General features: G+C 71.6%; 11 protein-coding genes, 1 tRNA gene and 1 pseudogene. 8 read left to right on the top strand and 5 right to left on the bottom strand.

Annotated elements, in window-relative coordinates; all coding sequences use genetic code 11:
• Positions 1-118: 118 nt before the first annotated feature.
• Positions 119-1,333, bottom strand: a complete 1,215-nt coding sequence (locus tag ABZ646_RS26950) for a M6 family metalloprotease domain-containing protein (protein ID WP_360523960.1) — start codon at positions 1,331-1,333, stop codon at positions 119-121.
• Between the two features lie 372 nt (positions 1,334-1,705).
• On the opposite strand from ABZ646_RS26950, the gene ABZ646_RS26945 reads away from it, so the two are divergent.
• Positions 1,706-3,547 (top strand): EAL domain-containing protein, encoded by a 1,842-nt coding sequence (locus ABZ646_RS26945; protein ID WP_360523954.1) that lies wholly within the window; start codon positions 1,706-1,708, stop codon positions 3,545-3,547.
• On the opposite strand, the gene ABZ646_RS26940 is transcribed toward ABZ646_RS26945, so the two are convergent.
• The 3 genes and pseudogenes from ABZ646_RS26940 to ABZ646_RS26930 all read right to left on the bottom strand — a co-directional run.
• Positions 3,517-4,614, bottom strand: a complete 1,098-nt coding sequence (locus tag ABZ646_RS26940) for an LLM class flavin-dependent oxidoreductase (RefSeq protein ID WP_360523951.1) — start codon at positions 4,612-4,614, stop codon at positions 3,517-3,519. The genes ABZ646_RS26945 and ABZ646_RS26940 overlap by 31 nt on opposite strands.
• 96 nt (positions 4,615-4,710) lie before the next feature.
• Positions 4,711-5,442 (bottom strand): decarboxylase, encoded by a 732-nt coding sequence (locus ABZ646_RS26935; RefSeq protein ID WP_360523948.1) that lies wholly within the window; start codon positions 5,440-5,442, stop codon positions 4,711-4,713.
• Positions 5,439-5,603 (bottom strand): annotated as a pseudogene (locus ABZ646_RS26930) (decarboxylase); the annotation flags it as partial. The pseudogene ABZ646_RS26930 and the gene ABZ646_RS26935, both read right to left, overlap by 4 nt.
• A gap of 157 nt (positions 5,604-5,760) precedes the next feature.
• On the opposite strand from ABZ646_RS26930, the gene ABZ646_RS26925 reads away from it, so the two are divergent.
• The 7 genes from ABZ646_RS26925 (at position 5,761) to ABZ646_RS26895 (ending at position 11,065) form a co-directional block, all read left to right on the top strand.
• Entirely contained in the window at positions 5,761-6,714 is a 954-nt protein-coding gene (locus ABZ646_RS26925) for a D-2-hydroxyacid dehydrogenase (RefSeq protein ID WP_360523945.1), read from the top strand.
• Between the two features lie 69 nt (positions 6,715-6,783).
• Positions 6,784-7,713: an ectoine/hydroxyectoine ABC transporter substrate-binding protein EhuB gene (gene ehuB, locus ABZ646_RS26920; RefSeq protein ID WP_360523943.1), complete on the top strand. Its 930-nt coding sequence runs from the start codon at positions 6,784-6,786 to the stop codon at positions 7,711-7,713.
• A complete protein-coding gene (gene ehuC, locus ABZ646_RS26915) occupies positions 7,710-8,426 on the top strand; it encodes an ectoine/hydroxyectoine ABC transporter permease subunit EhuC (RefSeq protein WP_360523940.1) in 717 nt (238 codons plus the stop codon). Before ehuB ends, ehuC begins: the two co-directional genes overlap by 4 nt.
• Positions 8,423-9,073, top strand: a complete 651-nt coding sequence (gene ehuD / locus ABZ646_RS26910) for an ectoine/hydroxyectoine ABC transporter permease subunit EhuD (RefSeq protein ID WP_360523937.1) — start codon at positions 8,423-8,425, stop codon at positions 9,071-9,073. The genes ehuC and ehuD overlap by 4 nt, the downstream gene beginning before the upstream one ends.
• Entirely contained in the window at positions 9,063-9,857 is a 795-nt protein-coding gene (gene ehuA / locus ABZ646_RS26905) for an ectoine/hydroxyectoine ABC transporter ATP-binding protein EhuA (RefSeq protein ID WP_360523934.1), read from the top strand. Before ehuD ends, ehuA begins: the two co-directional genes overlap by 11 nt.
• Before the next feature lie 255 nt (positions 9,858-10,112).
• Positions 10,113-10,871, top strand: coding sequence for an IclR family transcriptional regulator C-terminal domain-containing protein (locus ABZ646_RS26900; RefSeq protein ID WP_360523957.1), 759 nt, complete (start codon positions 10,113-10,115; stop codon positions 10,869-10,871).
• A gap of 120 nt (positions 10,872-10,991) precedes the next feature.
• Positions 10,992-11,065 (top strand) — tRNA-Lys (locus tag ABZ646_RS26895).
• Here the strand turns inward: ABZ646_RS26895 and ABZ646_RS26890 are convergent.
• A partial coding sequence (locus ABZ646_RS26890) for an AMP-binding protein (protein WP_360523931.1) occupies positions 11,031-12,208 on the bottom strand: 1,178 nt, incomplete at its 5' end. The genes ABZ646_RS26895 and ABZ646_RS26890 overlap by 35 nt on opposite strands.

Below are 12,208 nucleotides of genomic sequence, written 5' to 3'. Positions count from 1 at the left end.
TAGAGCAGCTGACTCTTAATCAGCGGGTCCGGGGTTCGAGTCCCTGGCGGCGCACGCGAAGTAGAGAACAGATGGGCCAAGCTCCGAGAGCTTGGCCCATCTGTTCGTGTGCTCCCGGCTAGGCCAGTTCCCTCGGGGTGATCTTCACGTTCCAGGCGCCGGACACCGTGCGCCCCTCCACCTCCACCTTCACCCCGTCCCCGGGCACCGTGAAGCTCTCCCCGAGGGCGACCGGGGCGTCGGCCAGCGGCGGGTAGACCGAGTTCTCCCAGCAGGCCTCGGTGCGCGGATGGGCGTCGACCACCTCGATCGGACCGCCGCCGGAGGCCGTCTCGTCCCGGACCCGGTAGACCAGGACGCCCTGTCGGCAGGCCGTGCCGTCGCCGCCGGTCGCGCCCCGCGCCTCGAAGGCCAGCGCGCTGCCGGGACCGGTGCGCACCACCGCCAGCTTGGTGCCGTCGCCGAGCCCGAACGCCGGGCCGCCCCCGGCTCCCTGCTGCGGCACCCCGGGCCCGGCGGACAGCGGCTCCAGGGTCAGCCGGGTCGGTCCGGCCCCCCGTACACACACCACCTGGCGCGGATCCAGCCACCCCAGCTTCCACTTGTGCCAGGCGAAGAAGTCCGGGGAGAGACCGAACTGGCTGCCCATCAGATCCCAGTCTCCGACGTACGTGTCCCAGTCGCCCTTGCCGTCATCCGGCCGGTGGTAGAGGTCGGGGAGGTCGAAGAGGTGCCCGGTCTCATGGGCGAGAACCAGCCGGTCCGGCGGATGCTTCTCGAAGACGGTGACCACCCGGCGCACGTCCGTGCCGTCGACGTGCGCGGGGGTGTCCAGATTGACCACCTTCGTGGCGTCCGAGTCGACGCCGGGCGCGTCCGGGTCGGCCACGAAGTACACGATGTCGTAGCGCGAGAAGTCGACCACCGGATCGGCCACGGCGAACGCGTCCCGCAGGTAGGCGGCCCGCAGCGGCATGCTCCAGTCACGCTGTATGCCGTACGCGACCGACGGCCGGGGCATTTTCAGCCAGCGCGCGAGCGGGTGCGGGCGGATGGTGAACTTCCCGTAGGAGGCCTGCTCGTAGAAGCGGCTGGTGGCCGGGAAGTGGTCGGCGGCGAGCTCCGCGGGGGTGGTGCGGGGGGTGGCGTCCGGGAAGGAGAGGAACACCATCACGGCCGAGAGCGGGTGGGTCGGGCGGGTGTAGTCGGGGTTCCAGGTGTCGACGCCCTCGGAGTGGTGCGCGTCCGTGCGGGGCAGTGCACAGGGAGCCGTGGAGAACGGCTCGGCCGCCGAACGACCGGTCAGGATCGTCGTCGCGACGAGCGCCGTCATCGTGGTGAGGACGGCGGCACTGCTGCGCAGCAGGAGACGCGGCACGGAAGGACCTCCGGGGGCGGTTCGCGGGACACCGCACCCAGATTGCGATCATTTGTCGCGTTATGACCTGTTTATCTGCACCAGAAGGGTGAGGAACCCCCTGCTCGCCGCAGAGAGACCCGAACGGCCGACACCCCGACGTACTCACGGAACGTCACAAGTGATCGGGCGGCTCAAGAACCCGTCCAGGTGCGGGCAGAAACGATCTGTCAGAACCACCGGTTCATCGGGGACACTGGACAGTGGCTGGAAGGCCCTCGGGCCAGCCTCTATGATCGGCACACTTTCCTGCACGGACAGAGATCGAGTGCACTGCGGGAGCGAGCGGTGAGCGGAACGTCCGAAGGGCCGACGCCCGCGGCAGACCTCGACCGGTCCGCCGTCACAGACAGTGACAAGACCTATCGGAAGTCGTACGAGACGACAGAACTGAAAACCTACGAGTACGCCTTCTCGGCCGCCACGCTGCCCATGGTCGTGGTCGACGGCGACGGGCTCGTCGGCGCCGCCAACGAGGCGTTCGCGACCCTGATCGGCGCCGATCGGGCCGGGCTCACCGGCCGGGTCGCCGCGGATCTGGTGGACCTGGCCTCCGACGCCCGTTCCTGGCATGCCTACCGCGAGGTACTGCGCGGCCGGCAGGCCAAGCTGCGCTGCACCCGGCGGCTGAAGCACCCCGACGGCCACTCGGTGTGGGTCCAGGTGAGCATCGCCCCGCTGGCCAAGGGCGCGCCGGGCGTCCTGATGTCGGTCACCGACATCAACGACCGCCGTGAACTCCAGGCCCGGCTGCGCCACTTGCAGATGCACGACCCGGTGACCCGGCTGCCCAACCGGACGCTGTTCTTCGAACGGCTGTCGGCCGCCCTGGAGGCGGAGTCGTACGAGCAGAGCGGCACCGGCCGGATCGGCCTGTGCTACCTGGACCTGGACGGCTTCAAGGCGGTCAACGACACCCTCGGCCACCGGGTCGGCGACCGGCTGCTGGCCGCCGTCGCCGAACGGCTGACCAGGATCGCCGACGAGGCCGGCTTCGCACGGGCCGGGGCGCCGCTGGTGGCCCGGCTGGGCGGCGACGAGTTCGCCCTGCTGGTCGAGGACTCCACGGGCACCGAGCAGCTGGCCGACCTGGCGGAGTCGGCGCTGGCCGCGCTCCAGGCGCCGTTCGACCTGGCCGGGCAGCGGCTGTCGCTCTCGGCGTCGATCGGGGTGGTGGAACGCCATGCGGCCGGCACGACCGCGACCGGCCTGATGCAGGCCGCCGACACGACCCTGTACTGGGCGAAGGCCGACGGCAAGGCCCGCTGGACGCTCTTCGACCCGGAGCGCAACGCCCATCTGGTGACCCGTCAGGCGCTCTCCTCCACCCTCCGGCACGCCATCGAACGCGGCGAGTTCGTGCTCGAGTACCAGCCGTTGGTGGGCATGGGCGACGGGCGGCTCAACGGCGTCGAGGCCCTGGTCCGCTGGCATCACCCGCAGTTCGGCACGCTGACGCCGAATCGGTTCATCGGACTGGCGGAGGAGGACGGCTCGATCGTCCCGCTCGGCCGCTGGGCCCTGACCACCGCGTGCCGCCAGGCCCGCCGCTGGCAGCTGGACCACCCCGGCGAACCGCCGATCTTCGTCAGCGTCAACGTCGCCGTCCGCCAGGTCTGGGACTCGGACCTGGTCGCGGACGTGGCCGAGACCCTCGCCGAGACCGGCCTGGCCCCGCACCTGCTGCAACTGGAGCTCACGGAGTCGGCGGTGATGGGCTCGGCCGGCCGCCCGCTCCAGGCCCTCCAGGCGCTCAGCGACATGGGGGTGCGCATCGCCATCGACGACTTCGGCACCGGCTACTCGAACCTCGCCTACCTCAGCCGTCTCCCGGTCTCCGTCCTCAAACTGGACGGTTCCTTCGTCCGGGGCTTCCAGTACGACGACCCCGGCGACCGCCCGAACCCGGCCGACGAGGTCGTGGTGGAGGCGATGATCCAGCTGGCCCACCGCCTGGGCCTCACCGTCACCGCCGAATGCGTCGAGACGTCGGCGCAGGCCTCCCGGCTGCGGCACATCGGCTGCGACACCGGCCAGGGGTGGCTCTACTCCCGGCCGGTGACGGCGGATCGTATCTCCGAACTGCTGGACACCCGGACCTACGCGGACACCCCGGTCGGCAACCCGTAGGCGTCGGCGACCAGTTCGTAGGAGCGCAGCCGCAGTTCGCCGCGGTGGGCGTGCGAGGTGAGCATCAACTCGTCGGCGCCGGTGCGCTTGTGGAGGTCGTCGAGGCCCGCGCGGACCTCGTCGGGGGTGCCGTGCACGATGTTCGACGTCCAGGAGTGCACGAACTCCTCCTCCATGGGCGAGAACTCGTGCCGGTCGGCGTCGTCCGGGTCGGGGAACAGGCCCGGCCGTCCGGTGCGCAGCCGCAGCATGTTCAGCGCGCCGGCCCGCACCTGGCGGCGCGCCTCGCGCTCGTCGTCCATCGCGAGGACGGAGACGCCGATCAGGGCGTAGGGCGCGTCGAGGACGGCGGACGGGGTGAAGGACTCCCGGTACAGGTCCAGGGCCGGGATGGTGTTCTGGGCGGAGAAGTGGTGCGCGAAGGCGAACGGCAGTCCGAGCATGCCGGCCAGCCGGGCGCTGAACCCGGAGGAGCCGAGCAGCCAGACGGGCGGCCGGTGCGGGGACTGCACACCGCCCGGGGTGGTGCTCTGGACGGGGCCGGGGATGGCGTGGATCCGCCGGTAGGGATGCCCGTCCGGGAAGTCGTCGTCCAGGAACCGGGTGAGTTCGGCGAGCTGCTGCGGGAAGTCGTCGGCGCCCTCGTTGAGGGTCTGGGTGCGGCGCAGGGCGGCCGCGGTGGCGCCGTCGGTGCCCGGCGCCCGGCCGAGTCCCAGGTCGATCCGTCCCGGGGCCATGGCCTCCAGCGTGCCGAACTGCTCGGCGATGACGAGGGGGGCGTGGTTGGGCAGCATGACGCCGCCCGAGCCGAGCCGGATGCGCTCGGTGTGGGCGGCGAGGTGGGCGAGGATCACGGCGGGCGAGGAGGAGGCCACGCCGGGCATCGAGTGGTGCTCGGCGACCCAGTACCGGTGGAAGCCGCGGGCCTCGCCGAGCCGGGCGAGCGCGACGCTGGTGCGCAGGGCGTCGGTGGCGGTGCTGCCGGTGCCGACGGTCACCAGGTCCAGTACGGAGAGGGGCACAGGGGCGCTGCCGTGCGCGATGCCCCGGATCTCGTCTGCCGACACGGTGAGAGCCTCCTGTTGCCGCCGTGAGGTGTACGGAGGTGGGCAACAGGAGGAGGTCTCCGTTTATTCCTCGCTGCCCTCCTGCGGCGGCGCCGGTCAGGCCTGCACGAGGGGCTCGCGGGTGAACAGGGTGCCCAGTGCGGGAGCGTTCACCCGCCGGTCCGCCAGGCGCAGCCCCTCCCACACCGTCACCTGGTTCGCCGTGAGCACCGGCTTGGACAGCGTCTTCTCCAGCAGGGGCAGGTGCGCCGCGGTGTGCAGTGCCGTGTCCGGCAGGAGCACCGCCTCGGCCTCGCCGGCGTCCGCGGTGCGCGCCAGCGCGAGGATCTCCGCCTCCCCCCAGGTCCCCACCTCGGCCGCCGTGGCGGTCCCCGAGGCGCGCACGCCGGTCACCTCCAGGCCGCCGGCCCGCAGGAACTCCGCGAAGAGCCGGGCCACGTCCTCCGGGTAGGTCGCGCCGACCGCCACCCGTCGTACCCCGAGCTCCCGCGCCGCGTGCACGAACGCGAAGGAGGTCGCCGACGCCGGCAGGCCGGCCGCCTGGGCGAGGGCGCGGACCTGCTGCTGGGCGCCCTCCCAGCCGTGCACGAAGCTTCCGCTGGTGCTCGCCCACACGACCGCGTCCGCGCCCGCGAGCCGCAGCTCCGCCACGCCGGCGGCGAGCCGGTCGGCGGAACCCGTCTCGCTCAGCGCGTCCACCCGGTGGGCGTCCTCGCCGGTGTCGGTGTGGACGACGTCCACCCGGATGTCGCTGCCGAGGAGCTGCTCGATACGCGGATAGTCGTCCTCGGCGGAGTGCCCCGGGTAGAGGAGTCCGAGCGCTGTCATGGCCACCCTTCCTGCTGTTCTTCCGGCAGTACGGGCCACTCCCGCGCCACCGGTCCGGCGGGATGACGGACGGGCGTCCGACAGGGCCCAACCGCTCGGGTACCCAGCCTGCGCGGCGCCGCCCACATCGTGACCTGGTTGGCCGACAGGGCCGGCCGCCGGACGCCCGGCCGTCGAAGGGCGCCACGACAGCCGTTGACGAAGGTGGGTTCGGGTGCGAGCGTGGTCGATCCGCGCATCTCAGACGTTTCATCCGTGCATCTCAGACCTTTCATCCGCCCGTGTCAGACGCCGCCGGACGCCGGGAGACCGCCCCGAATGACGCCGCCTGTGCCCACTGTGCTGGTCCTCGACGCCGACCCGCCGCCCCGTCTGGGCCGGCTCACCGGCCGCGCCCGCGTCGTGCACACCGACGCGGCGGGGCTCGCCGCCCGGCTGCCGGCCGCCGACGTCCTGCTGGTCTGGGACTTCGCCTCGCACGCGGTGCGCGAGGCCTGGCCCGGGGACGGGCCGCGGCCGCGCTGGGTGCACACGGCGAGCGCGGGCGTCGACCATCTGATGTGCCCCGAGCTGGCCGCCTCCGACACGGTCGTCACCAACGCCCGCGGGGTCTTCGACCAACCGGTCGCCGAGTACGTGGCCGCGTTGGTGCTGGCGCTCGCCAAGGACCTGCCGCGGACCCTCGACCTGCAGCGGGAGCGGACCTGGCGGCACCGCGAGGCCCGCCGGGTGGCGGGCACGCGCGCGTGCGTGGTCGGCTCCGGGCCGATCGGCCGGGCGATCGTCCGCACCCTGAAGGCGCTCGGCGTCACGACCGCGCTGGTCGGCCGGGTGCCCCGCACCGGTATCCACGGCCCCGACGACCTGGACCGGCTGATGTCCCGGGCGGACTGGGTGATCGCCGCCGCCCCGCTGACCGAGCAGACGTACGGCATGTTCGACGCGCACCGCTTCGGCGTGATGCAGCCGTCGGCCTGTTTCATCAACGTCGGCCGGGGCCGGCTGGTCGACGAGGCCGCGCTCGTCCAGGCGCTCACCAGACGCTGGATCGCCGCCGCGGCCCTGGACGTCTTCGCCGCCGAACCCCTCCCCGCCGACAGCCCGTTGTGGGAGGTGCCGGGCCTGGTCGTGTCCCCGCACATGAGCGGCGACACGGTCGGCTGGCGGGATGACCTGGGCGCCCAGTTCGTGGAGTTGTACGAGCGCTGGGCGGCGGGCAGATCCCTGCTGAACGTGGTCGACAAGAAGCGTGGGTACGTGCCCGGTCACTGAACGCCTCCGGGGGATTGCCCGTGCAATCCCTGGTGCATAAGTCGGTTGGACTCGGGTAGCCGCGCCGCCATGGCTCCACCACACGGCAACGACACAGATATATCCGGGTACGAATCCAGACATTCTCGGCGGGCGGTGCTCGCGGGCGTCGCGGCCGTCGGCGCACTCGCCGCCGCCGGGTGCACACGGGTGGCCACCGCGTCCACCAGCAACGGCGGTGACCTGCTGCAACGCCTGCGCGCCCAGGGTGTCGTACGGCTCGGGATCGCCGGCGAGATCCCCTTCGGGTACATCGACCGGAACGGCCGTCTGACCGGCGAGGCACCGAAGCTGGCCGAGGCGGTCTTCAAGCGGCTCGGAGTCGACCAGGTGCAGCCGGTGCCCACCGAGTTCGGTTCGCTGATTCCCGGACTGAATTCGCAGCAGTTCGATGTCGTGGCCGCCGGGATGTACGTCACCCCGGAGCGCTGCCAGCAGGTGATCTTCGCCGACCCGGACTACCAGATGCTCGACTCGTTCGTGGTGCGCAAGGGCAATCCCAAGGGGCTGCACAGCTACCGGGACGTCGTCGCGAAGAAGGCGAAGTTCGCCACGGGGACGGGCTACGCCCAGATCCAGCACGCGGTCGAGGCCGGGTACCGGCAGAGCGACATCCTGATCGTGCCCGACCAGGTCGCCGGGCTGAACGCGGTGGAGGCGGGGCGGGTCGACGTGTTCGCCGGGACCGCGGTCACCGTCCGCGACGTCGTCAGGAAGTCCGCCAAGACCGAGGCGACCAAGCCGTTCGCGCCGCTCGTGGGCGGCAGACCACAGGTCGACGGGGGCGCGTTCGCGTTCCGGTCGGCGGAGACGCGGCTGCGGGACGCCTTCAACGTGGAGCTGCGCAAGCTGAAGAAGAGCGGCGAACTGCTGCGGATCCTGCGGCCGTTCGGCTTCACCCAGGCGGAGATGACCGACCTGACGGCGAAGGAGCTGTGCGGGGGAGGCAAGAGCGGATGACCTCCGGACTGTGGGAACTCGTACTCAGGGGCACCTGGACGACCCTCCAGCTGCTGGTGCTCAGCGGACTGCTGATGACGGCCGTCGCCCTGGTGGTGGGCGTGGCGCGGACGAACCGGCTCTGGATCGTCCGGTTCCTCGCCGGTCTCTACACCGAGGTGTTCCGCGGCACCTCGGCGCTGGTGATGATCTTCTGGGTGTTCTTCGTGCTGCCGGTCGCCTTCGGCTGGCAGCTGGTGCCGCTGTGGGCGGGCGCCCTCGCCCTCGGGCTGACGTACGGCGCGTACGGCGCGGAGATCGTGCGCGGCGCGCTGAACGCGGTCGACCCGGCGCAGCAGGAGGGCGGGATCGCGCTCAACTTCACGCCCTGGCAGCGGCTGCGGCTGATCCTGCTGCCGCAGGCCGTGCCGGAGATGATCCCGTCGTACTGCAACCTGCTGGTCGAGCTGCTCAAGGGCACCGCGCTGGTGTCGATCACCGGCATGGGCGACCTGGCGTTCAGCGGGAACCTGGTGCGGCTGGCACTGCAGGAGAGCGCGCACATCTACACGTACCTGCTGGTCATCTACTTCGTGATCGCGTTCGTCATCACGCGGCTGATGCGCGGTCTCGAGAAGCGGCTGAAGGCCGGGATCGGCAAGGACGCGGGGAACGAGCGTGCGGCGCGGGCGGCCAAGCGCAAGGAGACGACCGGGGTCGGTGGTGTCGCGTGAAGTGGGACTGGAGTGCCGTCAGCGGTTTCATGCCGTACTTCTGGGACGGCCTGCTGGTCACCCTGCAGGCGCTGGCCCTCGGTTCGCTGATCTCGTTCTCGCTGGGACTGGTGTGGACGCTGCTGCTGCGGACGCCCACCAGGTGGGTGCGCTGGCCGGTCGGGGTGGTGACGGAGTTCGTACGCAACACCCCGCTGCTGGTGCAGCTGTTCTTCCTGTTCTACGTGCTGCCCGAGTGGGGCCTGACGTTCTCCGCGCTGACCACCGGCGTCTTCGCGATCGGCCTGCACTACTCGACGTACACCATGCAGGTCTACCGGGCCGGGATCGAGGCGGTGCCGGCCGGCCAGTGGGAGGCGGCGACCGCCCTCAGCCTGCCGGCCCGGCGGACCTGGGCCGTGGTGATCCTGCCGCAGGCGCTGCGCCGGGTGGTCCCGCCGCTCGGCAACTACGTGATCTCCATGCTCAAGGACACCCCGATCCTGATGTCGATCACCGTGCTCGAGATGCTCGGCGAGGCGCGGCTCTTCTCCCAGCAGCACTTCCAGTTCACCGAGCCGGTGACGGTGATCGGCGTCGCCTTCATCGTCATCTCCTACCTCGCCTCCCTCCTCCTGCGCACCCTGGAGCGTCGCCTTGTCCGTTGAGACCAGCAAGCAGAGCGATCAGCAGCCGGCCACGGCCGGTACGGCGTCCGCCGACCTCGTCCGCCTGGAGGGGATCACCAAGCGGTTCGGGGACAACACCGTCCTGGACGGTCTCGACCTGAGCGTGCGGGCGGGCCGGCACGTCACCCTGATCGGGCCCTCCGGCTCCGGCAAGACCACGATCCTGCGGCTGCTGATGACCCTGACCAAGCCGGACACCGGCACCATCACCGTCGACGGGCAGCCGCTCTTCCCGGCGTCGGAGAAGGAGCTGCGGGAGGTCCGCAAGCAGATCGGGATGGTGTTCCAGCAGTTCAACCTGTTCCCGAACATGACCGTGCTGCGCAACCTCACCGAGGCCCCGGTCACCGTGCTCGGCCTGTCCAGGGACGAGGCGGAGGCGCGCGCCCGGGAGCTGCTGGACCTGGTGGGACTCGCCGACAAGGCCGACGCCCGGCCGACGAAGCTCTCCGGCGGCCAGCAGCAGCGGGTCGCCATCGCCCGGGCGCTGGCCATGCGGCCCAAGGTGCTGCTCCTCGACGAGGTGACCTCGGCGCTCGACCCCGAGCTGGTCGCGGGCGTGCTCGACCTGCTCAGGGACATCGCCCGCACCACGGACATCACGATGCTCTGCGTGACCCACGAGATGAACTTCGCCCGGGACATCTCCGACCAGGTCCTGATGTTCGACGCGGGCCGGATCATCGAGGCGGGTCCGCCGGAGCAGATCTTCGGCGACCCCGAGCAGGAGCGGACCCGGGAGTTCCTGAGCGCGGTGCTGTAGATATTTCCATCGGGGCACCGTAAAAGTTTCCCAACGCAGTCCCGTGACTACAGGAAGTGAAAGCACGATCAGGCGAGGTCCGGCGGTCGGGTCATTCCGCTGGCATATGCCAGCGGGCCTTCGTCGCAGTTGGGAGCGCCGGAATCTCACCAACACCCCCTCCGGTTCGGGCCCTTGCCCGTTATCGTGGAGACAATCCGCCATCCGGACTGCGGCCAGACCGTAGAAGTGCCGAGCGAGCGCAGGGGGATCACCGTGGCGCTGAAGCACGAGCCGACCGCCCCGTACCACTCCGCCCAGGACGCCCTGCGGGTCCTGGAGACGGTGGCACGGCACTCCGCCGGCGTCACCGACACCGAGCTGGCCCGCCTCACCCGCCTGGACCCCGACCGGCTGACCGGGCTGCTGCGCATGCTGCGCCGCGAGGGCTATGTCGAGCAGGTCACCGACGGCGCCTACGTCACCGGCGAGACCCTGCGCCGCCTCGGCTCCGCGCACGACCGGGAGCGGGCCCTCGGCGAGCAGCTCCAGGTGATCCTCGACCGCCTGCGCGACTCGGTCGGCGCCGCCGTCTACCTCAGCCGGTACGTCGACGGCGAGGTGCGGATCGGCCCGTACGCGGCCGGCCCGGGCACCCCCGCGGTCAACGAGTGGGTGGACTTCCGCTCCTCCGCGCACGCCACCGCGATCGGCAAGAGCCTGCTCACCCAGCTGGACCACAACGCCCGCCGCGACCACCTCTCCCGGCACAAGATGGCCCGGCTCACCTCGCGCACCATCACCAGCGACAAGCTGCTGCTCTCCCGGCTGGAGGCGCAGCCGCCGACGGTGCCCGTCCTGGACCTCCAGGAGTACGCGATCGGCACGGTGTGCGCGGCGGTCCCGATCACCGCGGGTTCGGCCGTGGGCTGCCTGGCCCTGTCCCTGCCGGTGGAGCACGCCCACCGGCTCCGCCAGGCCGCCGACGCCCTGAACCGCGGCGCGGCCCCGCTCCTGCTGTCCCTCGCCCTCTAGGGCACGCCCAGGGCCCGTACCGGCGGCTCGTCCCGGTGGTCGGAAGCACCCCCGCGGACCAGGTAGTATTTTCTTCATCGCCACCGCGAGAACGAGGTTCGGACGGTCGGCGAGAGTCATGCGCCGCTAGCTCAGTTGGTTAGAGCAGCTGACTCTTAATCAGCGGGTCCGGGGTTCGAGTCCCTGGCGGCGCACAGAAGAAGGGCCTCTCGTGGACACGAGGGGCCCTTCGGCGTCCTCGGGGGTCAGCCTGCGGTACGTCCGCTCCCCCGGCGGCCGCCACCACACCGGGTCGGCGCACCGCACCCCCTCCCCGCGCAGCGCGGCCCGCTGGATCTTGTTGGTGGCCGTCACCGGCATCCGCTCCACGACCCGGACGAACCGGGGCGCCATCTTCGTCCCCAGGTCGGGCTGGGCCAGCAGGAACTCGGCGAAGTCCAGCGGGTCGAAGCGCCCGGCGACCGTCGCCATCACCTGGTCCCCGGTGACCGGGTCGGGCACCCCGTACACGGCGACGGCGTCCGCCCCCTCGTACCGGGCCAGGATGTTCTCGATCATCGCGGCGGCCAGGTTCTCCCCGTCGACCCGGATCCGGTCGTCGGTGCGCCCCGCGAAGTACAGGTAGCCGTCGGTGTCGCGGCAGAACAGGTCCCCGGTCCAGTACCACCCCCCGCGCCGCCGCTCGGCCTCCGCCTCCGGGTTGCGCCAGTAGCCCTCGAAGGGGTTCGGCGCCCGGTTCACCAGCTCGCCGATCGCCTCCTCCCCGTTGAGCAGCCGCCCGCCGGAGTCGAACACGGCCGCCGGGCACTCCGTGCCGGTCTCCTGGTCGAGTACGACGAGACCGGGTGCCGCCCGCCCCACCGCTCCGGCCGGTGTCCCCGGCGACCACTGGACGGCCGCCCCGCCCTCGGAGGACCCGTACCCCTCGACCAGCCGCACCCCGAACCGCTCCTCGAAGGCCGCCGCGTCCACGGCCCCGGCCTCCGTCCCGAACCCGAGCCGCAGCGGGTTCTCGCGGTCGTCGGCGCGCGGCTCGGTGGCAAGTACGTAACTCACCGCGCGGCCGACATAGGTGAAGTAGGTGGCCCGGTACCGGCGCACGTCGGCCAGGAAGCCCGACGCCGAGAACCGCCGCCGCAGCGCCACCCCGGCGCCCGCCACCAGCGCGGGCGCCCAGTCGGCGATCACGGCGTTGCCGTGGAACATCGGCATGCAGACGTAGTGCACGTCGTCGGCGCACACCCCGAACTGCGCCACGAGCGAGTGCCCGGCCGCCGCGAGCCGCCCCTGCGAGCAGAGGGCCGCCTTGGGAGCCCCCGTGGACCCGGAGGTGAAGT

The organism is Streptomyces sp. NPDC007162 (genome assembly GCF_040634175.1).
Classification (GTDB): domain Bacteria; phylum Actinomycetota; class Actinomycetes; order Streptomycetales; family Streptomycetaceae; genus Streptomyces.
The sequence above is the reverse complement of the archived record's forward strand: the minus strand, read 5'-3'. Positions and strand labels throughout refer to the sequence as shown.

Excerpts from the sequence above, each read along its gene's own strand:
- ABZ646_RS26935 (WP_360523948.1), bottom strand. The coding sequence starts at position 5,442 with ATGACAGCGCTCGGACTCCTCTACCCGGGGCACTCCGCCGAGGACGAC.
- ABZ646_RS26950 (WP_360523960.1), bottom strand. The coding sequence starts at position 1,333 with ATGACGGCGCTCGTCGCGACGACGATCCTGACCGGTCGTTCGGCGGCC.
- ABZ646_RS26925 (WP_360523945.1), top strand. The coding sequence starts at position 5,761 with ATGACGCCGCCTGTGCCCACTGTGCTGGTCCTCGACGCCGACCCGCCG.
- ehuC (WP_360523940.1), top strand. The coding sequence starts at position 7,710 with ATGACCTCCGGACTGTGGGAACTCGTACTCAGGGGCACCTGGACGACC.
- ehuB (WP_360523943.1), top strand. The coding sequence starts at position 6,784 with ATGGCTCCACCACACGGCAACGACACAGATATATCCGGGTACGAATCC.